23 protein-coding genes are annotated in these 26,146 nt (G+C 62.4%); 3 read left to right on the plus strand and 20 right to left on the minus strand.

Annotated elements, in window-relative coordinates:
* The 11 genes from icmH to tssA are packed head-to-tail and all read right to left on the minus strand — an operon-like array spanning position 1 to position 11,999.
* The gene (gene icmH, locus AC0L16_RS22000; RefSeq protein WP_473623233.1) at positions 1-1,323 is read right to left on the minus strand and encodes a type IVB secretion system protein IcmH/DotU; all 1,323 of its coding nucleotides are present in this window, start codon (positions 1,321-1,323) and stop codon (positions 1-3) included.
* A 4-nt stretch (positions 1,324-1,327) separates the two neighbouring features.
* Complete coding sequence (tssK, locus tag AC0L16_RS22005; protein WP_023801305.1) at positions 1,328-2,662, minus strand: type VI secretion system baseplate subunit TssK; 1,335 nt, start codon at positions 2,660-2,662, stop codon at positions 1,328-1,330.
* 39 nt (positions 2,663-2,701) lie between these two features.
* A complete protein-coding gene (gene tssJ, locus AC0L16_RS22010) occupies positions 2,702-3,154 on the minus strand; it encodes a type VI secretion system lipoprotein TssJ (protein WP_473623235.1) in 453 nt (150 codons plus the stop codon).
* A gap of 3 nt (positions 3,155-3,157) precedes the next feature.
* Positions 3,158-4,618 carry a type VI secretion system-associated FHA domain protein TagH gene (gene tagH / locus AC0L16_RS22015; RefSeq protein WP_473623236.1) on the minus strand — a complete coding sequence of 487 codons (1,461 nt, stop codon included), beginning with the start codon at positions 4,616-4,618 and terminating at the stop codon, positions 3,158-3,160.
* A complete protein-coding gene (gene tssG, locus AC0L16_RS22020; protein ID WP_473623238.1) occupies positions 4,615-5,700 on the minus strand; it encodes a type VI secretion system baseplate subunit TssG in 1,086 nt (361 codons plus the stop codon). The genes tagH and tssG overlap by 4 nt, the downstream gene beginning before the upstream one ends.
* Positions 5,664-7,538, minus strand: a complete 1,875-nt coding sequence (gene tssF / locus AC0L16_RS22025; RefSeq protein ID WP_473623239.1) for a type VI secretion system baseplate subunit TssF — start codon at positions 7,536-7,538, stop codon at positions 5,664-5,666. The genes tssG and tssF overlap by 37 nt, the downstream gene beginning before the upstream one ends.
* Position 7,539: 1 nt before the next feature.
* Entirely contained in the window at positions 7,540-8,295 is a 756-nt protein-coding gene (tssE, locus tag AC0L16_RS22030) for a type VI secretion system baseplate subunit TssE (protein ID WP_473623320.1), read from the minus strand.
* Complete coding sequence (locus tag AC0L16_RS22035; protein WP_023801311.1) at positions 8,282-8,737, minus strand: Hcp family type VI secretion system effector; 456 nt, start codon at positions 8,735-8,737, stop codon at positions 8,282-8,284. The genes tssE and AC0L16_RS22035 overlap by 14 nt, the downstream gene beginning before the upstream one ends.
* 51 nt (positions 8,738-8,788) lie before the next feature.
* Positions 8,789-10,294: a type VI secretion system contractile sheath large subunit gene (tssC, locus tag AC0L16_RS22040; protein WP_023801312.1), complete on the minus strand. Its 1,506-nt coding sequence runs from the start codon at positions 10,292-10,294 to the stop codon at positions 8,789-8,791.
* 3 nt (positions 10,295-10,297) lie between these two features.
* A complete protein-coding gene (gene tssB, locus AC0L16_RS22045; RefSeq protein ID WP_023801313.1) occupies positions 10,298-10,837 on the minus strand; it encodes a type VI secretion system contractile sheath small subunit in 540 nt (179 codons plus the stop codon).
* Positions 10,838-10,844: 7 nt separating this feature from the next.
* Complete coding sequence (gene tssA, locus AC0L16_RS22050) at positions 10,845-11,999, minus strand: type VI secretion system protein TssA (protein WP_473623240.1); 1,155 nt, start codon at positions 11,997-11,999, stop codon at positions 10,845-10,847.
* Between the two features lie 331 nt (positions 12,000-12,330).
* Here tssA and tssH point away from each other — a divergent pair, with 331 nt between their 5' ends.
* From tssH to AC0L16_RS22065, 3 genes are all read left to right on the plus strand, one after another.
* On the plus strand, positions 12,331-15,114 hold the full coding sequence (gene tssH, locus AC0L16_RS22055; RefSeq protein WP_473623241.1) for a type VI secretion system ATPase TssH: 2,784 nt from the start codon (positions 12,331-12,333) through the stop codon (positions 15,112-15,114).
* A gap of 165 nt (positions 15,115-15,279) precedes the next feature.
* Complete coding sequence (locus AC0L16_RS22060; protein ID WP_473623242.1) at positions 15,280-15,519, plus strand: hypothetical protein; 240 nt, start codon at positions 15,280-15,282, stop codon at positions 15,517-15,519.
* Positions 15,520-15,974: 455 nt separating this feature from the next.
* Entirely contained in the window at positions 15,975-16,160 is a 186-nt protein-coding gene (locus tag AC0L16_RS22065; RefSeq protein ID WP_473623244.1) for a hypothetical protein, read from the plus strand.
* 685 nt (positions 16,161-16,845) lie between these two features.
* Here the strand turns inward: AC0L16_RS22065 and AC0L16_RS22070 are convergent.
* From AC0L16_RS22070 to AC0L16_RS22110, 9 genes are all read right to left on the minus strand, one after another.
* Positions 16,846-18,165 (minus strand): MATE family efflux transporter, encoded by a 1,320-nt coding sequence (locus tag AC0L16_RS22070; protein ID WP_473623245.1) that lies wholly within the window; start codon positions 18,163-18,165, stop codon positions 16,846-16,848.
* Position 18,166: 1 nt separating this feature from the next.
* Positions 18,167-19,249: an NAD/NADP octopine/nopaline dehydrogenase family protein gene (locus AC0L16_RS22075; protein WP_473623321.1), complete on the minus strand. Its 1,083-nt coding sequence runs from the start codon at positions 19,247-19,249 to the stop codon at positions 18,167-18,169.
* 132 nt (positions 19,250-19,381) lie between these two features.
* Complete coding sequence (locus AC0L16_RS22080) at positions 19,382-19,957, minus strand: peroxidase-related enzyme (protein ID WP_473623247.1); 576 nt, start codon at positions 19,955-19,957, stop codon at positions 19,382-19,384.
* Positions 19,954-20,442 (minus strand): CMD domain-containing protein, encoded by a 489-nt coding sequence (locus AC0L16_RS22085; RefSeq protein WP_473623248.1) that lies wholly within the window; start codon positions 20,440-20,442, stop codon positions 19,954-19,956. The genes AC0L16_RS22080 and AC0L16_RS22085 overlap by 4 nt, the downstream gene beginning before the upstream one ends.
* On the minus strand, positions 20,439-21,938 hold the full coding sequence (locus AC0L16_RS22090; RefSeq protein ID WP_473623249.1) for an NAD(P)-binding domain-containing protein: 1,500 nt from the start codon (positions 21,936-21,938) through the stop codon (positions 20,439-20,441). Before AC0L16_RS22090 ends, AC0L16_RS22085 begins: the two co-directional genes overlap by 4 nt.
* On the minus strand, positions 21,935-23,014 hold the full coding sequence (locus tag AC0L16_RS22095; RefSeq protein WP_473623251.1) for an ABC transporter ATP-binding protein: 1,080 nt from the start codon (positions 23,012-23,014) through the stop codon (positions 21,935-21,937). The genes AC0L16_RS22090 and AC0L16_RS22095 overlap by 4 nt, the downstream gene beginning before the upstream one ends.
* On the minus strand, positions 23,014-23,808 hold the full coding sequence (locus AC0L16_RS22100) for an ABC transporter permease (RefSeq protein WP_292426188.1): 795 nt from the start codon (positions 23,806-23,808) through the stop codon (positions 23,014-23,016). The genes AC0L16_RS22095 and AC0L16_RS22100 overlap by 1 nt, the downstream gene beginning before the upstream one ends.
* Positions 23,808-24,794 carry an ABC transporter permease gene (locus AC0L16_RS22105; RefSeq protein WP_473623253.1) on the minus strand — a complete coding sequence of 329 codons (987 nt, stop codon included), beginning with the start codon at positions 24,792-24,794 and terminating at the stop codon, positions 23,808-23,810. The genes AC0L16_RS22100 and AC0L16_RS22105 overlap by 1 nt, the downstream gene beginning before the upstream one ends.
* 94 nt (positions 24,795-24,888) lie before the next feature.
* Positions 24,889-25,995: an extracellular solute-binding protein gene (locus AC0L16_RS22110; RefSeq protein WP_473623255.1), complete on the minus strand. Its 1,107-nt coding sequence runs from the start codon at positions 25,993-25,995 to the stop codon at positions 24,889-24,891.
* Positions 25,996-26,146: the final 151 nt, after the last annotated feature.

Below are 26,146 nucleotides of genomic sequence, written 5' to 3' on the forward strand. Positions count from 1 at the left end.
TCACAGCCTCTTTTCGACCAGCACCTCGACGCGGCGGTTCAAGGCCCGTCCCGCGCGGGTGCTGTCGTCGGCCACTGGATCGGTAGCTGCACGTCCTTCGAAACGAATGCGGTCCTGCGGCACACCGTTCTGGACCAGCATCTCGGTAATGGTTGCGGCGCGCGCTTCCGACAGCCGCTGGTTGGTGGAAAGCGGATTGGACCGTTGCAAGGGAATACTGTCGGTATGGCCGACCACGGTGATGTTGCCGATCAGTTCTTGATTGGCGAGGATCACTTTGGCGATTGAACCGATCAGCGGCTCGAAGCCTTCCGTCAGTGTCGGCCGCGACGACTGGAACAGTTCGGGGTTGGAGGCCTGGATGATCAGCCTGGCCAGCGAAACGCTCTCGGTGCCGCTTAGCGCGGCCCTGAGGTTGTCCGGCGCTCCGGCCTGAAACTCCGGCACCAGCGCGAAATCCACTGCCTCCGGCGGCGGTGCGTCGACCTGTGGCGATGTCCGGCTGATCTCGCCGCGGGCCGGCGGCGGCAAAGCACGAACCAGCGTCGAAAGCTCGACCGCCTGACTGCTCAGTCCCATCGACAGGCCGAGATAGATTGCAGTGGCGAGAACCGCGGCGCCGAGCCCCATCACCCAGATCGGCACGATGAAGCGCTGCGGCTCGTCGGATGCGATCACGCCTTTCCAGTTCGGCGACAGCGGCGCGCCGTCGGCGTCGGCATCACGCAGAAAGCGCGCGGCAGCAACGCGAACCGCATTGAGCGAGCGGTCGCCCGACCGGCCTGGAACACGATATTTGCCGCGGAAGCCGAGCGCCAGGCAATGATATTGCAGTTCGAGCAATTCGCGATCCCGGTTCGGATGCCGCTCCAGTTCGTCAAGACGCGTGAAGAACTGCGTGCCGGCATCGACATCGCCTCGCAGCATCACCACAAGCGGCTGGCGCGGCCATGCGCTGGCGCCGCCCCATGGCGTGTTCAAGGCGAGATCGTCGAGCAATGCCGCCACCACCCAGGCTGCCTGGTCGGCGCGCTCCAGAGAGGACCCCGCCGCCATTGCCGCGTCGCGTGCCCGCACCAGCTCATCGAGCAGCCGGGTGCGCAACGCTTCCGGGTTTTCCGGCGGCAGCGCGCTTTCAAGCTCGGGCGCGAACTCGAGCAGCGGCGCGAATGCGTTGACCAGCGTGTTGGGATGGGTACGCGAGCGTTTGATTGGCACGCCCGACAACAGTGGCGTCATCGGTCGCGGCATCGGCGCGCCGGTCAGTCGTATGCGAGTGCGTTCGCGATCCTCCGACAGTCCGAAAGGATCATCCCGGCTCATCATCTCACCTGTTTACCGAATAGCAGTCGACCTGCGGCTCGCTCGGCAGCACACCCGACACGCCGATGACGAAGCCGGGGGCATCGAGCAGCGAGGCCCAGTGCTCGCTTTTCTGATCCAGCTCAAGGCACAGCCGATCGCCATCGTAGGGGATTTCGCGCGGCTGGGAATGAAGCGGTTTTAGCGGAATGCCGGGTAGACGGGATTTCCACAGGCCCTCGAACTGATCGGCCGAACCGACAGTCGCCTGGTTGACGAAAATCTTGCGCAAGGCATCTTCCGACAGCTCGGAGCCGACCCGGATGACGATCCGGCTGGCCACCAGCAGCTTCGGGTTGTCGATGCGGATTTTCCAGACATTGGTCGAATGCCGCATGACCGGCAGTGCGCGTGATTTAGGCTCGATGTAGCGCAGGCTCAGGATGAGCGAGCGCAAGGCGTCGGCCAGCGCCGAATAGGCGGGGCCGGGCGCCATGTGATCGTAGGCCGGCAACTCGCTCAGCCGCCGCGCGCTCGAGCCGTAGGTCGCCATTGAACCGGCAAGACCGGCAAGCTCCAGGTAAAGCTCGGCCGGATGGAAAACATCCTGAGCCAGCATGTGCGCCAGTCGCGGACGCGCCGCATTGGCGAGATTGAGCATCAGCAGGTCTTCGACGCTGCGCCCTGGTCCGCCCATGACCATTTTGCCATGCGCCTCGGCGATCTGGTCGAGGCCGGTGACAACTTCCAAAAGCAGCTGCCGGTACCAGGCCACCGCCCCGGTAACCAGTGTCGGCGGCAGGAACGTCTCGTCCAGCGAGACGCCGCCGTCGGCTCGCACCCCTTTGATATCGGCTATCGGCAGGGCGGTGTAGCCGCCAACCGATTTTCCCGGTGCAATCAGCAGCGCTTGCGGGCGGGCGATTTCGATTTCTTCAGGATCCGAACCGCCCTGGACGGCGTCGCGCACCGAAACGATCCGCCCATGATAGCGTGCTCCTGTCGATGCGGCGTGCGCCGGATCGAAGCCGACACCGCCGGCAGGCTCGAGCGGCAGGGCGACCAGCACCGGTCCGGCGCCGGTATCGGCGGTAACCGGAAGCGGTCGTGGCGCGTCCATCAGGTCCGGGATGGAGAAGGGGGTTCCATCCGGAAAGATGCCCCGTGCCGACAGGATCGAAACCTGGCCGGCATCGAGCATTGCCTGGTCCAGCGTCAGCTGCTGAAAGCCGAACGTATGCAGCTGCCCGGCCTGCAACGCGCCGCGCACAGTCGCCTCGAAAAAGCGATCCTGCTGCTGAAAATGCTGGGTCCGGAGAAACAGGCCTTCGGACCACAGCACTCTGTTTGCATCGCTCATGCCGCTACTTCCTGCATCGAGCACTCCTTGCCTTGGCCGCTAGGCGGAAATGCCGCCGCTGCCAAGCGTGACGTTGACGGTAACTTTTGATCCCGGCGACACCGACTTGGTTGTACGCCAGCTCCGGCCGCCAGGCTCGCGAACCAGGGCAACGAAGCCCAGCGCAGCCGCGTCCGGCTCGACCGTGATGGTTTTGGATGCGGTTTTTCCAGGTCCGATGGAGATCTGGTCGGATCCGATGAGATCGCCTCCGAGTGCGGAGCCGGCATCCCCCTGCAGCGCGAAATAATCGGCCGAGTTGAATTTACCGGTGCTGCGCAGCCGCATCACGAGGACCGTCACCGGTCGGTCGCCGCCGCCTGGTCCCGGGTTCATGCCGGCCGCGCCGGTCAGGTTGACGGTCACCGCGGATGGTTTTGGCGGACCGCTCTGGCAAGCAGCAAGCAGCCCGGTTGCGCCCAGGGCAACGACAAATTCGCGGCGATCGATCATGTTTCACTCCTCCTCATATGCATCCCGAAAATCAGCGCCGATTTCGCCCAAAAAGCTCGATTCCGCACTCTGGGCGATTTCACGATGGCGTTTCTGGTAAAGCTCCCACAGCCTGGCGCGGCGCCCGCCCGAAAGCACGGTGCCGATCGCGGAACTCGATTTGAGCTCTTCCTCGATCGCTGCCGGGTCAAAACGGTCAATCATGCGCCGCAAGGCGGACTGCACGCCTCGCCAGGCGCGCACATGATGTTGCGCGAGATCGCGCACCGCGTCGGCGATTGCCGCTTCGCCGGCCAGAAATCCGGGGCTGCGCTCGGCGATAAGGGTTACGATGGCGTCGTCGACCGTCGGCAGAAACTTGAGCGGATTGACTTCAGAGGCCCCAACCACCGTCTGGGCGACGCGAGCGTTTCCCTTTTCCTCGGCCCGCTTGCGCAGCAGCTGCATCAGGCCTTCCATCATGAGCCGATACTCGCGACCGAATTTTTCCATTTCCGCGACGCTGTCGCGTCCGGGAAAATCGGCTTCCTCAACACCCATGCCACGCAAGAACGCCGTGCGAAGCGCGGTGTTCGCCGGTTGCGCCGCTGCCGGGGAGGGGGCGGGTTTGGCGGCAACGCCAGCACGTGGCGGAGCAGGGATATCTGCCGGACGGCCAGGCAAATCCCAGGGATGGGCCGGCTCTCCGGCGATGTGTTTGCGTTGACCGGCCGAGCCGTTTCTCAAATCGGGCGACGCGGCCGGCCCGAAGCCGAAACCGTCATCGAATTCGGATGACTTTTTTGAAACGGGTTGGCCTGGAGCGGGCTCGCTTGCACCGGAAGGCACCGGATCGAAGCTGAATGGGTCCGCGGCGTCCGGCGCACGACGTGGTTCGGAATAGCCAGCGCCATTCGGCGCCGGCGTTGCTACCGGGTCGAGGCTGAACGGGTCGTCGAAGGCAGGCGAACTGCGCTGGTTGGCGCGCTCGAACGCTCCCGGAATTGGCTGCTCGAACGGGTTGGGCAGATCGGCAGGACGTGGTCGGCGCGGCTCTTCTTCGACCGGGGCTGAAAAGAAGTCATCGCGGCCGATGCTTACCGGCGCGCGCGATGCCGGCGGTGACCGCTCTGTGAACGTTTGGCTGGCCGCTGGTGCGTGAGCGACCGGCGTCTGCAGATCGACGCAAACGATGTAGTCGCCCAGCCTCAGCCGCATGCCGTTCTGAAGACGGGCCGACGTGCCGGTGCCGAGCGGGCTGTCGGAATCGTTTATGAACAAGCCGCTGCTTGATGTGTCGGTGACGAAATACCCATCCCGCCCGCCGGTGATCCTGCAATGGGCGCGTGAAACGAACATGTCGGGATCGTCGATCTGCCAGTCCGCGTCCGCGCTACGGCCGATCACCAGTTCACCCTCGTCCAGCCGGGTCTGCCGTACCGCCTGGGCGCGTGGCCCGTGCTCAAGCGTCAGCAGCAGACTCATGCCGCGACCTCCGCCATTTCCGGCCGCCATCCGACAATTGTCCGCAGCCGCATGTCGTCAGCATCGCCCCTTTCAGCGGGCCGCGCAAGCCAGGTGGTTCGGCCGAGCTGTACCGCTCCGATACGGGGCGGCGGCACCGCTTCACGCGCGAGCACCATCCGCAGATCGACGTCGAGCGATTCCCCGACCATGTCGCGAACCGCCTGCTTGAACATCTTCAGACGTTGACCGCCCGGCAGGAACGTCTTGAACTCCTCATACCCGAGTGGGCCGACGCGGAGTTCGATCCTGCTTTGGCGGCTGAAAACGCGCGGGCCGATTGTCGCCCCGCGACCCAGTACTGCGTAAGCTTGGGCAAGTCGGGTCTGCAGCGCAGTCGGTATGGACATCCAGGCGGCAACGAACTCCTTGATCTGGACCGGCACCTTGAACGCTTCCGCCAGGAACAGCGTCAGCCGCTCCGGACCGTCGACCTGGCTGGCGAGCGACGCCGCCTGGCGAAGCTTCACGGCGTCGAGATCGGGATTGTGGGTGCCGGGAAGTCCGATTCCTGCCATGGCTTCAAGCATGGCTCTTACCCGGCCGCCGACCGCACGTTCGACCTGTACCGCCGGATGCGCGTCGGCCCAGGCTCGATAGTACAGGGCGATCATGCGGTGCTGGAGAATATTGACGAAGTCCACGAACGTCGTGTCGCTGGTCTGCCGTGCGTCAGCGCCGGTGAACCAGCGCTGCGACAGACGATCGAGCACCCAACGTGTCAAATGAAGCGGCATCGGGCCTTCCGGTCCCATCAGCCCGAGATTTGCAACCGTGACCCGGGCTGGCGCCCCGTCCTTCCCCCGCGTCTTGTCCTTCGCTCCGCGGAACTCAACCACGTCCTTGGCGGAAAAGCTAAGACGCACATGCTGCCCGAGCCTTGCCGGCTCGCGATCCACGCTGCCGGAATAGCCGAACAGGCCGCCCCTTTGTTCGAGCCGGCGCAACAGTTCGAAAAAGTCGAACGTATCGTCCAGCTCTTCGACCCGGTCCGGGTCGAACTTGTCTAGATCAGGTAGCGATTGCCGGGCGTCATCGGCCATGGCACATCCTCCTGCTTCTGCAGCAGCCGCGTGCGGGTCCGCACAAAGCCGTTTATTCCGGCGTGGCGGGCAAACAGCCGCGCAAGCAAGGCTGAAAGCAGCAATGTGCTTTGCCCAGCCAGGACCGACTGGTCCACATGCAGCGTCACTTCCGTGCCCCGTCCGAAGCACATCGGCCCATCGATCTGCAGCCGTTCGATGACGGACCGCGAGTCGATGCGAACGATCGAGTGCACATTGCGGGCGAGGCTCGGATCTCCCCGGTCGGCATAAAGATCGAGCAGCGCATGCAGCGGATCGACGCCGCGGCCTTCCTTGGCAAGGCTGAGAAAGTTGAGCGCCAGCTGCGCCACCAGCCGCCAGGCGAGATTGTCGGCTCGGGATTCGCCTTCGGCGCCCGCGGGCAGCGCGGCCGGGATAGCCGGCTGGGGCGGGCGCAACGCACCGAGAAGCCGGACCATTTCGACGGGATCGCCTGTCTCCAGCGTCAAGGTAGGGTTGTCATCGAGGATCGGCAGATCGCGATTGGTGCAAAGCGCCATGATGTCGACACGCTTCAGCGGCCGGTTCGCCGGGCTTCCGGCCGGCCGCGAAACCGATAGGAAAACGTCGTCGCCGGTGTATGAAGTGCGGGTCAACCCGTCGCGCCGTTCATCTTCGGTGGCCCGGCGAGGCCGCCGTTCGGTGGAATAGACCCAGCCATTGCTGCGGTTTTGCCCCAGGCTGAAGAGCTCCGGAATTTCGGCGTCGGGACCCTCGGCATCGGCGTCCTCGACGCGGGTCACCCGATAGATTTCGAAGTCGCGCGCCCGCGTGCGGTCGGCATGCAGCACTTGCCGCGTTCTGCGCGGATCAAGCTCGATGACGTTGCAGTCACGCTCGAACAGGTTGATGATCGGCGTCGCGAAAAGTTCGAAATCCGCCGGCGTCACATCGGCAAGCTCGGGTACCGGACGCCGGAACATGAAGATGATCTCGACCCCGGCGTCGCATCTGCGCACGACCGATTGCAGTCCTGAAACCCGCACGTAGTGAAAGCGCTCGGGCATCATGAAATATTCACGCAGCAGGCGGTAGCCTTCGAATGTCGGACGGGTACGAGGCATCAACGCCTCGTCGTCGCTGATGCCGACCATCTCCGGTCCTGGCAAAGGCGCTAGCGGATTGGCCTTGCCCTCGGCGCGTGCGCCAACGGCCGAGCAGGCGCCAAAAATCGCGTCGAACAGCAATGGCGCCTTGGTGCGTCCGGCAAAATAGAAATCAAGCCGGTCAAGCGCCAATTCGCTAAGCTTGCCTTTTCCGGCCCGACCCAGCGTGATACGCAGCGCCGCCTCGCCGCTTACGCCGCCGATCGGTGTTATGCCCGCCGCTGCCAACCCGCTGCGATCCTGGAAATAGCTGACCGACGTAATCGTTATCGGCCACAGCGTCATTTCCTGCGCGGTGGTGAATGTGCAGCGCGTCGACAGGCCGGGTTGCAGACTGGACACCAGCCGCGTGTTCCGCTTGATGACATGGCCGGCAATCATCGACTGGACCTGCTGGCCGGGTTTCAGCACTGCCATCGCCGTTGCCGGCGCCGGGGTAACCAAATCGGGGTAAAGGACATCCAGCACGCTGCGTGAAAACCGCGAACGCTCGGCGTCGACTTTCAATCGGGTGCGTGCAGCGAGGAAAGCGACGCCGTCAAGCAGCCGCTCGACATACGGATCCGGGCAGGGGACGGTATCGAGAGAAAGATTGCGCGCCACCGCCGGATGCATGTCGGCAAATTCCGCAGCGAGTCCGCGGATATGGGTCAGTTCCTCCTCGTAATATTCTACGAAGACCCGATCCATCTCAGCTTTCCCTGAATTCGGTCCGCGCCAGGCCGTTATCGAGATTGATCGTGGTGCGCAGGCGCATGCGTTCCGGCGTCGGCGTCATGATCAGCACGGCGTCTATCTCGATCTTCAGGCCGACACTTTTGTCACCGAGGGTCACCGTTACCTTTGTTGCGCTTTCCTTGAGACGGGGCTCGAAGGTGGCAAGGACCGAGCGGATCTCGCGCGCCAGGGTCTCGCGATCAAAGTCGCGGGACGAACGGCCCGAAAAGGAAGGCACGCCGTAGTTGACCACACTTCGGCGCACCTCCGGAAAATCGGCCAGCGACGGCGGATTGTCTGCGGCCTGTTCGCTTTCGAAATCGGAAAGAAGCGGAACAGCTTCAAAACGCTCGGTGTTGAACAAGGCCTCGATGTCGCGCCGCACTGCCTCCCTGAGGACGCGGGCCGATACGACCACGCCACGGCTTTCGATCTCCGCGCGGTGTTGGGCCTGAAAGGCCAGGCGGTGCAGTCGCCGCTTCTGATCGGGAGTCAGCTCCGCGTCGGCGTCGATGAGCCGCGCACTGCCCGCAAGCAGCGTGTCCAGCCGGTCCGCGCCCAACTCGTCCTGCAAGGTCTGGCGGAGCCCGTCTATCTCGGAGGTGACGCCCGGCAGGTCGTTGACGAGGCGGTCCCAAAGAGAGGGCTGGACCGCCTCGCGTTTTGCTCGCGAACTGCCGGTTACCTGTAGCTTGTCGGCGCCGGGCCGCCGCGCCTCACTTGCCGACATAGACATCCATTTCGATTTCGTCATCCTTGTCATAGACGAACTTGATCTTCTTGTAGGCGAAGCTGACCTCCTCCTCGATCAGGTCTTCCTCGTCCTCGGCCTGCGACATGTCGTATTCCATGATCGAAGCGTCGGTCAGGGTGACGACCAGATAATCGCTGGTCTCGCCATCGATGGTCCGGCGGGCGGAGAACACAACTTCGTCCAGCGCCTTGTTGTCGAACAGCGCCTTTTTCAGATAGGGCGATGACTTGTCATAATGCTTGGTGAACTTGATCATCCCCAGCGACACGCGACCGCGGCGTGAGAGCGAATTCGGATCGTATGGCGCGATTATCTTGTAATCGACCCCGTGGACTTCGATTTCGTCCTCATGACCGTCGCGAACGCTTGGCCCTTTGATATCCGGAACTTTTAGAAAACCATCAATTTTCACGGGCATTGTCTTCCTCCAGCGCTTTCAAAACAAAACAAGGTGGATGTTGCTGCAAAATCAAGCCTTTACGGACGGTAGTTCTGACACCAGTCGAAGCGAGGCGTTGATGCCCTCCAGCTGGTAATGCGGGCGCAGATAGAAACGGGCGTTGTAGTAGCCCGGCCGCCCCTCCACGCTGTCGACCTGGACTTCAGCGGCGGCAAGCGGGCGCTTGGCGCGCGCCTTGTCGTCGGCAAAGGCCGGGTTGGCCAGCACGTAGCGGTTGATCCACTCGGTCAACCAGATCTGCATGTCGGAGCGCTCCTTGAACGACCCTATCTTGTCGCGCGCAATGGCCTTGAGGTAGTGCGCAAAGCGCGAAACCGGGAAAAGATAGGGCAGGTTGGCGCTCAGCCGTTCATTTGACTGGGCGTCGGGATCGACCAGCCGCCCGGCGCGCGTCTCGTCGTCCTGCAGCGAATGCGCACCGATAAAGGCTGCGAGATCGGTGTTCTTGCGGTGCAGGATGGGCATCAGGCCGAGCTTGGCCAGTTCCGCCTCGCGCCGGTCGTCGATGGCAACTTCCGTCGGGCATTTCATCGCGATCGATCCGTCGTCGGTGGGGAAGGAGTGCACCGGCAGGTTGATCACTGTGCCGCCGTTCTCGACGCCGCGGATCTGCGTGCCCCAGCCATAGAGCTTGTGACTGCGGTTTATGTTCACGCCCATCGGGAAGGCGGCGTTCATCCAGACATATTTGTTGTGGTCGCCCTGCACTTCTTCCTCGAAAGTGAAGCCCTTCACCGGAACGGTTTCCGAGCCATACGGCAGTCGCGCCAGAACACGTGGCATGGTCAGGCCGATGTAGCGCGCGTCCTCGCTCTCGCGCAGCGATTGCCACGAGGCATAGGCCGGGTTGGAGACGATCATCTGCAGGTCCTGCGGGTTCGGCAGTTCCTGCCAGCTGTCCATGCGGAACAGCCGCGGGTCGGCGGCTGCGATGAACGGCGTATGCGCGGAGGCACAGATGCCCGAGATGTTGCGCAACAGGCCGACGTCACGCGGATGGTTCGAGAATTCGTAGGCGCCGATCAGGCAGCCGATCGGCTCGCCACCCAGCATCGAATACTCGTCCGTATAGACCTTCTTGAAGATCGGGCTTTGATCCCACATCTGGCCTTCGTAGTCTTCAAGCGTGTCGGCAAGCTGAACCTTGGAAATGTTCATCACCCGGATCTTCAGCTTCTGATCCGTCTCGGTGTTGTTGACGAGATACCACAGGCCGCGCCATGTGCCTTCCATTTCGCGCACTTCCGGCGCATGCAGAATCTCGTTCACCTGGGTAGTCAGCATCTTGTCGATGCCTGCTATCAGCGACTTGATCGACTTGATCGCGTTGGACGAGATGGTCGTGGTATCGGAGCGGGACTGCGCCGCCAGCGCGAGATTACGGACGAGTTGCTGCAGCTTCTCGCTGTCGTCCTTCTTGACCTTGAAATCCTTCTCGAGGAGCCCGCTGAATTCTCCGAGGTCGATGGCTTCCGCCTCGGCGGCGACGGCTGCGGTTTTTTGTTGTTCGGCCATGATTTACTCCTGAACCTTGTCGTCGTCGGATAATGCCTGGTTGGCGATCTTGCCGAGAAGCGGCTCGTTGTTCAGAAGTTGCGCTATGCGCTTTTCGGCGTCGACACGGCCGTCCATGAAGCCGAGCAGTTCCTCGAGCTGACGACGCATCTTGAGGATTTCGGCCAATTGCGGAACTTGCTCGGCGATCTTGTCCGGGGCGAAATCGCCCATTTTGGTGAAGGTGAGATCGAGTGCCAGCTCTTCGTCCCGCTCGGCGCCCTCAGCCTGAGGCAGCGTATTCTTCACTCGGGCTTTGACGCGCGGCCCGAGCGCCTCCATGAAACGGGGGAAGCGGTTGGCGTCAGTCTCGACAAAGGAGCGGTCCAGTACCGACTTCATCGCTTCCCTGGTCTGTGAAGCGCCGGAGAGGTCGGCCATCACGCCCATGACGAACGGCAATTCGATCGTCGTCGGGCTGCCATAGGTTTCCACGTCATAGGCGATCTGCACGCGCGGAGCGCGGTTCCGTTCGATGACTTTCGCTTTGCTTTCAGCTGCCATGGCCTCGTTACCTTTCATCCTTCTGGGCCGTCTTCTTGGCATCGGGAACGCCGGCAAGCAGCCGGAATTCCTTCAGCCCCGACGGGGCGAGATCTTCCATCAGTTCAACGAAATCCATATGCACCATCCGGCGCACCCGGCGGGCCAGGTGCGGGATCGGGCTCGACGGTTCGGTGCGGTCGTAGAAGGCGACGACGAGGTCGAGGCATTTCACGACGTCGTCGCGCGAGGAAATCCGATCCGGGAGCCCCGTGCTCGGTTCCGCGTAACTCGCCATACTTGCCATCGTATCGGCTCCATTACCGTTTCGAACAGGCGTTGCTGGTTCTGCAGGCGCGGAAACAGGCTTTGTGGCGCCGGCGGCCAAGTTTCGTTCGAGGGTCGTCAGCAAACGCTGCAGAAACCGCTTTAATTCCGGAACGGTGGCGCCGCTGCCCTCGATACGGGCATTGAGGGCGGTTTCCACCGCCTCGAGGGCCGCGATCGCGGCGCGCGCATTGGCAAAGAGCAACGTCATCTCCGCGCCGGCCTGATCGATCTGTGCGACGCATGCGCTGCGCACCCGGTTCACCAATTGGCTGTGCGCGCTCGCCAGAGCCGCCTTTTCGGTCGCGTTCAGGCCCGAGGCCGCTTCCTGAAGCATGACACGCTCGTCGAGCGCGCCCTTCTCCAGATCCTCGCCGAGGATTGGGCCGATTGCACGCGGCGCGAAAAACGTCATTTTCCGCAAATCCTTGAGCAGGCCATCCTGACTGTTCTGGAGGTCAGTCAGCGCATTGATGCGGCGCAGGGCGGCGTCGCGCGGCGTAGCACCGGACCGCAGGGCCGGGTGCATGGTTGCCCAGTGCTGATCGAAGGTTTGCGCTATGAGGGTCAGGCCCTCAGCCAGCCCGGCCAGCCGATACTCGTTGGCCAGAGCACGCGTAACGATGACGAGGAGGCGCAGGTCCCGGCCGTGTGGACGCAGCTCTTCGGCCTTGGTGAGCACGGTGGACCAGTCGATCGGAACGGCAACTTCTAACTTGGCGTTCCCTTGATATTCGACCTTTTTCTGCTGTTCCGTCAGGCGCTCCAGCTCATGAAAGGCTGGATCGTTGCGCAAATCCTCCCCTGACGGATTTTCACCGTCCAGCGGATTCAGCCAGAGTGCGAGATCGATCACACCATCCCCCGCGCGCGGCTCTTGGGCCGCGCCTGACCCAACGTTACCACACTGCGACACTTTACCACAATTTAGTTGATGCTCAATCTTAATACGAGCCTGCAACCGGCGCGCTGGGCTCAAAAGTGCTGGCGGATTTGTCGAACCCTGTCGGTGAACGCATCGCCAACAGGCGGGCGTTCGATGGCGTTGCAGCCGATGGCGCCGGCGCCTGCCGGGACGGAAGAAATCGACTGAATCGAACACCCGGACGCCCCGCTCATAAACGCTCTTTGTCAAGTCGCTGCTTATGTGGCAATTTGTTGGCTGGCAGATTGGAGGGGCAAGTTCGATGGAACAGCGCCGGTCGTCGCAGAGCTTCAAACGCAAGGAACTTGTCGGCAAGCTCAACCCCGTCTGTTTGCGTGCCTTCAAGGCTGCGGCCGACACCGCCAAGCTGCGCGGCAACCCCTATGTCGAGCTCGTTCACTTCATCGAGCAGTTGGTGCTTTCAGAGCGCTCGGATGTGCAGCTAATACTGGCAGATGCCGGGGTGGATGCGAGCCGGCTCACGGCCGATATGACCCGCGCCGTCGACAAGCTGCCTTACGGCGCCACTTCGATCGAGGAGTTTTCCGATCATATCTTTCACGCCATCCAGGAGGCCTGGGGCCTGGCCGGGCTGGAATTCAGCGTCGACGAAGTCCGCAGTGCGCATATTCTGCTCGCCTGCCTGAAGACGCCGGTGCTGGAAGGCCTGCTGTCGAAGATCAGCGGCGAATTCGACAAGATCGATGCGCAGACCGTCATTGCGCGGTTCGCGGATGTCGTGGAGGGTTCACTCGAAGCCGGCGCCGCGACTGCGCTTGCCGCCGCCGAAACGCCGCGGCGGGCTGCGGGCGGGGATTCGGCGCTGGCCAAGTATGCGACCGACCTGACCCAGCGCGCCCGCGATGGCAAGATCGATCCTGTCGTCGGCCGCGATCCCGAGATCAGGCAGATCGTCGATATCCTGATGCGGCGCCGGCAAAACAATCCGATCCTGACCGGCGAGGCCGGTGTCGGCAAAACCGCGGTCGTCGAGGGCTTTGCCTTGCGCATCGCCGAGGGCGACGTGCCGCCGACGCTGCAGGGCGTCAGCGTGCGCATGCTCGATGTCGGGCTGATGCAAGCGGGCGCCAGCGTAAAGGGCGAATTCGAAAAACGGCTGAAGGCGGTCATTGACGAGGTGCAATCCTCGGAAACGCCGGTCATCCTCTTCATCGACGAAGCGCACACCTTGATCGGCGCCGGCGGCGCGGCAGGAACCGGTGATGCGGCCAATCTGTTGAAGCCGGCGCTGGCGCGCGGTGAGCTTCGCACCATCGCAGCAACGACCTGGGCCGAATACAAGCAGCACATCGAGAAGGACCCGGCGCTTACCCGCCGCTTCCAGGTCGTCAAGATAGATGAGCCGTCGGAAGCGGTCGCCGTTCTCATGCTGCGTGGTGTCGCCGGTGTTCTTGAGCAGCATCACAAGGTGCAGATACTCGATGAGGCGATCGAGGCGGCGGTCAGCCTCTCCCACCGCTACATCCCGGCGCGGCAACTGCCTGACAAGGCGGTGAGCCTTCTCGACACCGCCTGCGCCCGTGTCGCCATTTCGCAGCATGCCACCCCTGCCGAGGTGGAGGATATCATGCGCCGCCGCCAGGCACTGGAGGTCGAGCGCGCCATCATCGGCCGCGAGGCAGCAATCGGCATCGACGTGGCCGACCGGCAGGCTCGGGTCGAAACCGGACTGGCCGAGACCGAACTCACGCTTGCGGCCGCGCAGCAACGTTGGGATCGGGAAAAGGCGCTGGTTGGCGAGATACTCGAATTGCGCGCCAGGCTGCGCGGCGAGGGTGTGCCGCTCGACGCGGTGGAGCCTCAGGGGGCGGTCGCCGAAACCGCAGGCGCCGATGTATCTGGGATCAAAGCGCCTGAAACCGATGCGCCCGAACCCGATGCGCCTGAACCAACCGATGCGGCAGCAACGGCCACTGCCGATCCATCTCCGCCCGATCCGGCTGCCGATCTCGCGCGGCTGCGCGAGCTGATGGCCGAGCTCGCAGAAGCGCAAGGCGAGACGCCACTGATCCTGCCGTCGGTCGACCGCAACGCCGTGGCCGCCGTGGTGCAGGACTGGACTGGCATCCCGACTGGCCGGATGCTGTCGAGCCAGACCGAAAAGGCGCTGCGGCTCGCCGTCACACTGTCCGAGCGCGTGGTCGGTCAGGATCACGCCATGGAAATGATTGCCAAGCGCGTGCAGACCAGCCGCGCCGGGCTCGGCGCGCCCGAAAAGCCGGTGGGGGTTTTTCTGCTCTGCGGTCCCTCGGGCGTCGGCAAGACCGAAACCGCGCTGGCCCTGGCCGAGACGCTCTATGGCGGCGAGCAGAACCTCATTTCGATCAACATGTCCGAGTTCCAGGAGGCGCACACCGTCTCAACCCTAAAGGGCGCGCCACCCGGATATGTCGGCTACGGCAAGGGCGGCATCCTCACCGAGGCGGTCCGGCGCAAGCCCTATTCGGTGATCCTGCTTGACGAGGTCGAGAAGGCGCATCCGGATGTGCATGAAATCTTCTTCCAGGTCTTCGACAAGGGAATGATGGACGACAGTGAAGGCCGGCGGATCGATTTCAAGAACACGCTGATCCTGCTCACCTCGAACGTCGGCTCCGAAGTCATCATGGACCGGACCAGGAGCGGCACGGTACGGGCGGGGCTCGATGATCTCGACACGGCATTGCGCGCCCCGCTGCTGAAGGTTTTCCCAGCGGCCTTCCTCGGCCGCGTGGTAACCATCCCTTACTACCCGCTCTCGGACATGATGATCGAAGCTATCACCCGCCATCAGTTCGCCAAGATCGCCCGCCGGCTGCGCTCGAGCAACGATGCCGAGTTGGTGATCGGTGACGGTGTCATGGATCTGGTCAAAGCCCGCTGCACCGAGATCGAATCCGGCGGGCGAATGATCGACGCCATTTTGACAAACACGCTTCTGCCGGAATTGAGCCGTGGAGTGCTGAACCGGTCGCTCGAGGGCGAGAAGATGACGAAGGTGACGGTCGGAGCCTCCGAAGGAGGTTTCACCTATTCCTTCGAATAGCTGAGCAGCATCTGTGGTTAGCCGGAGCCGTGGCACCGCTCAGGCTTGATCCGCCGCATTTTGCGCCCGAGCACCAGAGCCAATTTGGTGTGGTTTCGCGCATCGGTTGCATCTTGGCCCGAGACACGCTACTATACCCTCTCGCGTTCCCGGGGGGGAAGGTGGATGAGCATCGTCCATAGGGTCGGTCCAGTTCTAGATCAGGCGATTGCCGCAGTCCTCAACAGGGCCGGCTATGGCGACACCGTCTCGGTCAAAGCGGCATTGGTCCAGGTTCGGCAGGCTGCACCCGGTTTGGTTGCATCCAACGACGATCTCACCGAAGCTATCGCCGAAGTCGCTGCTGCCCTGGGCCTGTTAGTGGCTTTCGATCAGTGCGAGCAGTATCCGCCCAATCCCGCTTAGTTATCCGACCACTGCTCGGAAGGTTCTAGTGTCGCGCAAAAGCATGCCCTCTGGCTTGAACCAAAGGTGCGCAGCGGTTTTGCGATAACGACATGCATGAAACAAGAACTTAAAGCGCGTCGCTTGAATCCGTTCAGCCGCGACGCGCTTTAGCGAAATAATCCCACCCCTCATGGAACCCTTTAGCAATCGACGAGTTGCGTTCAAAGCTAAAGGTGACCCTCATGGCAACCCGAGAGAGCGATCGCGGCTTCCGAGAGCTGGTCCGTTCGGAAGACAATCGTCGGAGGCTACGCAAGCGATTAGGACTGGAAGGCGATCAAACCCTGTCGCCGAGGCTTCTCGCATTAGCTCTGAAGCTTCAGAAGGAGCTTGAGCGGCGAGAGCAAGAACTGGCTGATGAGAACCCGCCATCGCCCTGAAGTTCGTCATGGCACTCATTCCGGTGACCGTAGATGGTAACGCGTGACAGAGCGGGCCATAAGACCCTTGCCGACGCCGTTCGCGAATTGATCGGCACCGAAGACAATCGTCGTCATGTACTGAAGCTGTTGGGGCTGGCGGTTGATTCAGAAATACCTCCAACACTGGCTTCATTGCTCGAGGCCCTTGGCAAGGCCAAGGACGACAAGACTCCATAGCTGCCGCGAGGTTAGGCCTACGGCCCTCCATTGGTTTCAGCCCTCCGGTCCACATCGAGACCGATGACGTGGCCCACCTGCGGCGGCCGCGACGTCGCAGGTGTAAGACGTGCGCGGGTGAAGGTCCGGAGCGACCACCAGAAAGCTGCCGACCCAATGCAGTCTTTCAACGCGAGCGTCGCTTGCTGGAGCTGCGTCAGTCGGTCGTAGGCCAATGGTATTTTTAACGGAACGCTAATATACATGGACGCTCGAACGAGCAGCGCCTGCCAAATACCTAGGGAACGCCATGCGAAGACTCGTCTTCACGGCAATGTGTATCGCCACCGCAACTGCCGCTGGCGCCCATGATTGGTACGAGGGCAAGATTGACCCACTGACGAAATTCAAGTGTTGCGGTGGCTCAGACTGCCGCGCCATACCTCGGTCGTCGGTACGGTCCAGGATAGACGGCGGTTACACTTACTTGCCGCATAATTTCAACATCCCACGAGACCGTGTGCAGGAATCCCCGGACGGCCAATACCACATCTGCGAGAGTACCTACGTCGTAACCAATCAGCTGTATTGGCGTTGCTTTTTCGCACCTCGCGCAAATGTCTCTCTAATTCTCCCACGCGCACGGCCGCCGGCATTCGCACCCATTCATAATCGACGACCCGCACTCGGTCTGGCCGACCAGGAACTAAGCTCGCAATATGCGGCCGAGATAACTTCCGAGCGCGCCGGCGCGAAACAACATGAACGCGATCATCGCGATCCAAAGCCCGTGGTTTCCCAATGAAGCCTGCAGCAGACAGGCAACCGCGAGAAACACCACAGTCGACAGGAACATGCTGTTGCGCAACTCGCGGGTTCGCAGTGCCCCGATGAAGACGCCGTCCAGGAGAAAGCCTGCAAACGACGCGATTGGAAGGATGACGACGTAGGGCAAAAACCTGGCTGCCGTTTCCCTGATTGCCTGCTGGTCGGTCAGCAGGTTGACGATCGCATCGCCCGCCAACCAGTAGAACAGTGAGAACAGCAGCGCCACTGCCAGCGACCAGATGCCCGCAACCCTGATCACGCCGCGCAACGCAGTCCGGTCCTTGGAGCCTATGGCCGAGCCGACCAGCGTTTCCGTCGCATGCGCGAAGCCATCGAGGCCGTAAGCCATGAAGCTGTGCAGGTTCATCAGGACCGCGTTCGCAGCCAGTACGACGTCGCCTTCGGCGGCTCCTGCACGCGTGAACCAGCCGAACGAGACCAGCAGGAAGAAGCTGCGCAGGAAAATGTCTATGTTGACCCCGAACAATCTTGCGAAGGCTGCCCGGTCGAGGATGGCCCCAACTATCGCCGGAGTCATTCCCTTGAAGGGTTTTACAAAAAGCAGCGCTGTGAGGAATGTCGCCCATTCCGCGACTGCAGTGCCGGCACCAATGCCGACGACGCCCCAATCCAGGCCAATCGCGAGAATGAGAGTAGCCGCAAGATTGAGAACATTCATGCCGATCTGCAGGGCTAGCGCCAAGGACACGCGCTGGCTGCCGAGCAGATAGCCGAGCACCACAAAATTGCCCAGCGACGCCGGCGACGACCATATCCGCGCATAAGCGTAGTCCGCCGCGCTATGCTGCACCGCCCCGCTGCCGCCCATCAGAGTGATGCCTGCGCTGATGATCGGCCACTGCAAGCAAACGATCACGACGCCCGACACAGTAGCGATCAGCAAGGCACGCAGGAGGTGCTTGCGCAATTCGACTTGGTCGTTGGCTCCATAGGACTGCGCAGCGAGGCCCGTGGTTGCCATGCGCAGGAAACCGAAGCTCCAGAACAGGAAGCTGAACAGGATGCCGCCCAGCGCAACGCCGCCGAGGTGCTGAGGGCCACTCAGGTGCCCGGCCACGGTCGTATCGACCATGGCAAGTATCGGTAGCGCGAGATTGGCCAGAATGATCGGAAGCGCCAGCCTCACCACGCGGCGGTTCCAGTCCATCGCCGCCGTTGAGTGGGGCGCCTCTTCCATGTCAGGCCGGGAGGGCGTAGCCGTCGCGCGAAAGCCGCCGGAGGTCGTCGAGCGATATTGCGTCCATATCCAGCGCCGCGAGAAGATCGTTCTCGCTGACGAAATCGCGTCCATAAAGCGCCGAAAAAATCTGGATACCGGATTCATGCAACGCAGCCGGCTTGCCGACGAGACGGCCGAGCTTGGCTGTTGCGACCAGGCCAAAGGGCACGTCCTCGAGCACATAGCGACTGTCCGCCGTCGTCGGTCCTTGCCCGCCATTGCCGGCTTCATGCATCTCCTGGTTCATCTGCGAGATCGAGGCCAGCGGCACGTGGAACGAAAGATGGAAGTGCTGGAAGATGGTGCGCACGTCCTGCCCAAGCGCGGCGGCGATCACCAGCCGCTCCTCGTCGAGTTGCTCGAGCAACCGACCAACCTTGGGCGTGACGTTCTGGCCCTGGCTCCAGGTCTCGCCGCGCTCCATGCGCGTCAGATTACAGAGCGCGATCCCCATGTGATTCTGCGGGTTGAGGTTGCTGACCGCGATTGCCATCAGGCTGCCACGGTCGACGAAGCGATCGCCGAACAGCTTTTCGCACAGCGCCAGGCCTTCGGTGCTGCGCGCATGGGGAACAGTGGCGATGTCTACTTTCTGGCGCACAGTCGAGACATTGACTTCGGCCTGGCCCTTCTGCCGTCCTGCAACGACGGTGGTTCCCCAGGCGATGATGGTTGCCGTCACGCCGTGTGCCGCGAGCTCGCGTGACAGATAGAGCGCGCCGAACGAGGCGTGCGAGCTTATGATGACGGTCTGGTCGGCACGCACATGCGGCGCAATCGCGTCGAATGCGAACTTGTGCCCATAGCCGGGCAGGGCGACCACGACGACCTCGACACCGTCCACCAGGTCGGCAGCACCTGCTGCGACCTTCGGATGAAACTTTCCCATGATCGCGCCGGAAGCGGTGAGCGCTTTGCCCGTCGCCAGTTCCTTCGTGCGCTCGCCCGATGGCGACCAGAGCATGGCCTGATGTCCCATCTGCTCCAGCAGACAGGCAACTCCAAACGCGATCGACCCGGCGCCCACGATACCAACTCGCATGTCATGCCTTTCGATGTGCTCGATTTCTATCTCGTTCACGCGGGCCTGGTGACGTCGAAGGCAAGCGCCTCCAGCGTCAGGTTGCGCGCCTTGGCTGGGTCTGCAGGCGCGGACCTATGGCGGGCGGCTGGTTCATTCCGCGACCGGCTCCCCAAGCGTGTGCATCAACCGGTTCGCCCAGCCGAACAGCGAGGCCGAAAGCACCAGGTCGAGGATTTCCTCGTCGCCAAGGCCGCAGTCCTTCAGCCGCGCAAGGTCCTCACCGTCGGCCGCGGGCCGACATTGCGAAAGCTTGACGGCGAATTGCAGGATCGCCGATAGCCTGGGCTCAAGCTCAGCATCCACGCCGTCAGCGAAGATTTTGCCGATGGAGGTTTCGTCTTTGGAAAGCTGGGAATAGCGCTCCGCGTGGACGGCGGCGCAGTAGATGCAACGGTTGACCAGCGAGGCGCCGACCGCGCCGATTTCGCGCTCGGCGCGTGACATGCCACCGCGATTATACATGATGCCATTGAACAGCGGCGACCGGTGCTTCAACGTCTCGGCGTCATGCGCCAGAACAAGCACATAGTCTGAGATTTTTCGGTTCGACGGCGTCACCTGCAAAGCGTCCAGCTGCGCGGGCGTCGCATGATCCAGATCGACCGGCATAACATGCGGCTTCCAGATCGGAACTTTGGTGGTGAAATCCTGCAACACGCGTGTCATGCCGATTGCCTCATCAGTCGCAGTCCGGCCACGACCCGGATCTGGTAGCTCACAAAGGCCACCAGCTCGGAGAGACGGACGATATCCGCCTCGACGATACCCGCCCGGCGCAACAGCTCGATATCTCTGCCGCTCGCCGCGCGTGGGTTGGCCGCGACCAGGTCGGCATGACGGATCAGCGCGCTGATGCGGGACTCGCTAGCTCTAAAGTCGAGGTCACTGACCTGCCGCTCTGTTTCATCAGGGGCGGCCTGATCGAGCATCGCGCCGAAATGGTCGCGAAACGCCGCATCGTCGTTCAGGCTGGCGATGCGGCAGGCGATGGCCGCGCGCATCGCATGCGACAGGCCACCGGGATCAGAGGGACGCAGGGCCGCGTCATGCGTTTTTTCCGTCAGCTCGAAAATGTCGGCGCGTTTGGCAATGACTTTGGCGAGTTCGCTCTGGGGATCGATTCCTGACAGGCGCAGAACGACATCGTTCATAGCGCACCTCGCTTCTGAGATGGTCGATCGAAGCCGCGGTCGGGAAGCTCGGACGCCGTCCACTCGTCGCCTTTGAGTTCAGGCGTATCGTAGTCGAGCAGTCGCTGCCAATGGACCTCGATGTCCTCGCTGTAGAATTTGGCGGCAATGGCCCGCGCCAGCCAGCCTGCGCCCTCGCTGATGCCGGGGATGTCACCGCTGGTCTTGCCGAGGCTCACGCTGGCGCCATAGTTGAAACAATGGATGCGATGCAGCCACGTCGCCTCGCCCGCGTTGCGCTCGATGAAGCTGAAATCGTCGGCGAGGTAGGGGAAGGCGCCGAGCTGCTCGTTTGCCAGTCCGGCCGGGGGCTTGTAGCGGTCGCGCCACAGGGCGATGCGGTCGGCATATCCCTCGAGCTCAGTACGCGCCAAAGGGTCGACGATAAAGCCGGTTCCGAGGATGATGAAGTCGGTGTCCAGCACGTTGCCGGATGTCGTCGTGATCTCCAGCGCACCGTTCGCAGGATCGACCCGGTCAATGCCTGCGTCGAAGTGGAAATGGGCGTTGGCGTGACGGCTGACCCGCAAGGTCGAGCCGCGCGGCGCGGGCGTCTGCGTCTGGAAAGAATAGTGCATGATGCGCCAGCGCCAGTCGTCGCCCAGGTCGGGAAAGGCTGCCGTAAACCCTGACGAGCCGATACCCATCAGCTTATTAACGGTCGGCATCTCGCGTCGCCGCGCGAGGTGCCGCACTTCGGCGGCGCCTGCTTCCAGCGCCTCGGCCGCATTGTCAACAGCGGAAGCACCGACGCCAATCACGACGACGCGTTTGCCCTTCAACGCGGCGAAGTCGATCGCCTCGGACGAATGCGCCCAAAGCGTCTTGGGCAGATGTTGCACAAAGTCGGGTATGTTCGGCCGGCCAGTGCCGTCGCGGCCCGTCGCCATCACGACGCGGCGCGTCAGCACGACGTCCTCGCGTCGCCCGGTTCCAGCTAGGTCAAGCCTTAGCAGGTCGCCTTCGGGAACGACCCGCTTGACATCGACGTCGTTCTCGACTGGCAGCGCAAGCACCTGTCTGTACCAGCGCAGGTAGTCCATCCACATCGGCCGCGGGATCTTGTCGAGCGCTTCCCATGCACCTTCGCCAAACTGCGCGGTAAACCACGCCCGAAACGTCAGTGAGGCCATACCATAGGCGGGACCGGTCAGCTGTTTCGGCGAGCGTAGCGTCTCCATGCGGGCATAGGTCACCCATGGCCCTTCGAGCCCGCGCGGCGCGCGATCGAAAATGCGGATGTTCCGGATGCCGGCGTTCTGGAGCGCGAAGCTGGCGACCAGCCCGCACATGCCGCCGCCGATCACCACCACGTCATGCACGGGCCGGCCGTCTGCTGGCGCTCTCGGCGCCACCCAGTTGACTGGTGGCACGCACAGGCACGCCAGATCGTCCCGAACACGTCGAGCGAGCTGCTTCAGGCTATCCGCCATGTCGGTGTGGCGAACCTTGGTCATCCCGCGGCAGACTCGTCACGGATGACGGTGGCAGCACGCGGGTTCCAGCCTAGCCACACATCCTCGCCGGAAATGGCTTCGCTTTCGCCGGGATGGACGAGCGCGTTCAACTGGCTACCATCGTCGACCTCTATCGTCATCGACGTGTGATTGCCTTTGAAGACACGCTTTCTGACCTTGCCGGCGAAGGCCTCGCCGCTCGGCACAGACAAGAAGCGCAGCGCTTCCGGCCGCACGACGATCAGGACAGAGTCGCCCTGTTTCATCGCATGCGCGCTGGGCAGTGCGCCGACCTGCTTGCCGTTCCAGGTCAGGGCGGTTCCCTGCGCGTCCGCGCCGACCACCTTGGCCCGCAGCAGGTTGGCGTCGCCGATGAAGTTCGCCACGAAGACGCTCTGCGGTCGCGAGTACAGAGTGTGCGGGTCGCCCATCTGTTCGACCTTTCCATTGTTCATGACCACGATCTGGTCCGACATGGTCAGCGCTTCCTCCTGGTCATGCGTGACGAACAGGAAAGTCTTGCCTGTTCTCTCCTGGATCGACTTGAGCTCGATCTGCATCTGCTGGCGCAGCTTGGCGTCGAGCGCGCTCAAGGGTTCGTCGAGCAGCAAGACCTGCGGGTCTGGCGCCAGCGCCCGCATCAGCGCGACGCGTTGTCGTTGCCCACCGGACAACTCCGACGGCATGCGCGCCGCGTAGTCCTGCAGCTGCACGAGCGCCAGCAGTTCCATGACGCGCTTGTGGATGGCCGATGAATCGAGCCCTTTCAATTCGAGCCCGAAGGCGATGTTGCGCGCCACATTCATGTGCGGGAACAGCGCGTAGTCCTGGAAGACGATGTTGACGTTGCGCTTGTTCGGCGGTAGCCGCGTCACGTCCTTTCCGGCCAGCAGGATGCGTCCCGAATTGGGGATTTCGAAGCCGCCGAGCATGCGTAGCGTGGTCGACTTTCCGCAGCCGGACGGCCCAAGCAGCGTAACGAACTTGCCGGCCTGGATTGTGAGGTTGAGATCATCGACCGCGACGGCCTGGCCATAGGCCTTGGTCACATTCTGAAATTGAACGACCGGATCCATCAGCGGCTCCTCGAACGGCGTGTGTAATATTCGGCGTAAAGTCCAACCGCCCCGGTCACCAGCAGCACCAGTGTCGCCATCGCATTGATCTCTGGCGACATGCCACCCTGGACTTTGGCGAATATCAGCATCGGCAGCGTCGGGCGATAGCCGCCGAGGAAAAAGGTGCGCACGAAATCGTCGATCGACAAAAGGATGCAAAAGATCATGCCGCCGCCGATGGCAGGCCCCAGATAGGGCAGGGTGACGCGGAAGAACGCGACGACGCTGTCGGCGCCGAGATCTCGTGCTGCGTCGACCAGGTTGGCCGGCATCGAGCGCAGCCTCGTCAGCGCCATCACGACGACGAAAGGCACCGCATGAACGGTGTGGCCAAGCACGATCGCGGCCGTGCCGGTCGGCATGTCGATGGTGCTGATGAAGATGCGCAGCGAAATGGCGGAAATCATTCCTGGCACCACCGCGGGCAGGCAGGCGAGCGCGAACAGCACGGCGCCCCAGCGCCCTTCGGTCGTTGCAATCAGCATCGCGATCCACACGCCGATGACCGTCGCCGCAAGCGTGGTGAGCCCTGCCACCAGCACCGAATAGGCGCAGGCTTCCAGGAACGGTTTGTCCTGCATGACCTTCAAGTACCAGTCGAAGGTCCAGTCGCCGATGGGGAAGGCGATGAAGGCGGCATTCTTGAAGCTCATTGCCATCATCAGCGTGAGCGGAAGGAAGAGGTAGAGCACGAAGCCCCAATAGGCCATCGTCAACGCGGTGCGTGGCGCGTCGGCAAGCATCGTGCGCATCACATCAGCCTCGTCGATTTACCGCCAACGATCCGCATGAAGATGGCAGCGGTGGTAAGTGCCGAGACCAGCATGATCATGGCAAAGGCTGCACCGACAGGCCACTTGTCGCTGGCGCCGTGGAAGAAGCCGCTGATCGTCTCTGGAAACAGCACGGTGGTTGGCCCGCCCAGCAGCATCGGCGTGGCGAAGACGCCGATCGACGTCAGGAACACCAGCGAGCATCCCGACACGATGCCGTCGCGCGACAGCGGTAGCACAATGCGCCTGAAGCGCGTGAACGGCCCAGCGCCGAGATCGGCTGCAGCGTCGAGCAGATGTTTGGGGATCTTGTCGATGGCCGAGTAGAGCGGCAGGAGCATATAGAGGCTGATCAGGTAGACCAGGCCAAAGCCCAGCGAGAACGGCGTATAAAGCAGAGGGATCGGCCGGTCGATCATGCCAATGTCACGCAGAAAAACGTTGAGGGCGCCGCGATTGGCGAGCAGCATGATGATGGAGAAGGTCCGGATCAACTCGCCCGCCCAGAACGGCACCAGCAGAAGCAGCAGCGCCTTCGATCTGCGATCGGGCTGCACGATCTTCGCCACATAGTAAGCGACGGGATAGACGATCAGCAGCGTCACCGCCGTCGCCGAAGTCGCATAGACGAAGCTGCGAATGAGCGGCATGAAATACAGCGGCTCGGAAAAGAAAATCGCGTAATTGGCGAAGGTGACGGTCGGCGCGCGGCCATGCTGGATCGGATAGTTGCTGAGCAGGCTGATCTTCAGCATCTGGTAAATCGGCCCGATGTGCATCATGACGATCCACACGATCGGAACCGCCGCAAGCAGCACCATCCGCGCCGTCTTGTTCGAGACCAGCGCGCCCAGCGTCGACTGGTAGAGACCCGAGTTGAAGAGTGCGCAAAGCCGCGTTGAATACGCCGGCGCGGCAACAGCTGGCATCGCTCCGCCACGGGCAAGGGTCGAGTTGCTGGCCATTATTTGTCCACTTGCGCAAGGAGGCGCCCGACCCCGCCGGACGGTTGATGGTTGCCGCCCGCAAATGATCGCGGGCGGCGGTGCTTAGGCAAGATCAGGCTGCCTTGACTTCGGCGGTCGCCTTGTCGATCATCTCGTTCTTCATGTCGCGGTTGACCGGCGAGAAGAAGACGATGCGCTCGACCTGTTCCTGCGGCAGCGTGCCGGCCGCACGCTCGAGGTCGGTCAGCGCTTCCGGAACGCCGGAAATCGTGGAGGCGAAGCCCGATTGGCGTTGCATCGAGGCGCCGACCTCCGGGGTTGCCAGGATCGCGTCGAGCAGCTTGTAGGCATTCTCTGCATTGGGCGCGTTGTTGACGACATTGAGCGTATAGCAAAAACCGTATGTGCCTTCCTTCGGAACCGACAGCTTGATCGGATGGCCGTCGGCAATGAGCTTGGCGGCCGGACCCGACCAGGCGTGCCCGAGATAGATGTCCTCGTTGATGAACATCTGCTGCACTTCCGAACCTGCGTCGTAATATTTGCGCACCATGTCCTTGTGCTTGATCAGGTGATCGCGCGCGGCATTGGTGGCCTTCAAGGCCTCCTCGGGCTTGTCCGTGTAGCTTACGAAGTCGCCGTCGAAGCCGAGGTATTGCATCGTGATCGTGATGAAGTCGCTGACAATGTAGGAGGTCAGACCCTTGAACTGAGGGTCGAACATGACATCCCAGCTCTGCGGGTCCTTCACGTAGTTGGTGTTGACGGCCAGGCCCTCATAGCCGGCGAGGATCGGCAGGCCCCAGAGCTTGCCGTCGACCCGAGCCCAGGGCGCGTTCTGATAGGCGGGGTTCAAGTTCTTCCAATTCGGGATCTTGCCGGTGTCGAGAGCCTGCAGAAGGTTCGAACTGATGAACTGCGAATATCTGTGGCCAGCCACTGTCACCATGTCCGTCGAAGGGTTGGCACCCTCTGCCGCCAGCAGATTGTACTGCTTGCCCTGATCGTCGGTCAGGCGGATATTGACCTTGATTCCGCTGTCCTTCTGGAATTTGTCGAGAAACTCCTGCGGCAAAAATTTGTCATAGGTGGTCACGTTGAGCACGTTCGACTGCGCCCAGGATGGCAGCGGCCGAATGATGTAGGGCAGGGCCAGGGCGCCAGCGCTGCCACCCAGCAATTGCAGTGTGCTTCGGCGATTCAAAACAAGCTTGGTCACTTTCGATCCCCTTTGGTTTGATTGGCGGGCGTAGGGTGGGAGATGAAGGTGCAGGGCCGCAGCTAGGTATCAGCTGGAAGGGACGCTCGACCCACGCCGGGGGCTCGTCCAGTAAACCGTCCGCAGTTTCCATCATATTGGAATTTGCGAA

The organism is Mesorhizobium sp. WSM4848 (genome assembly GCF_055811375.1).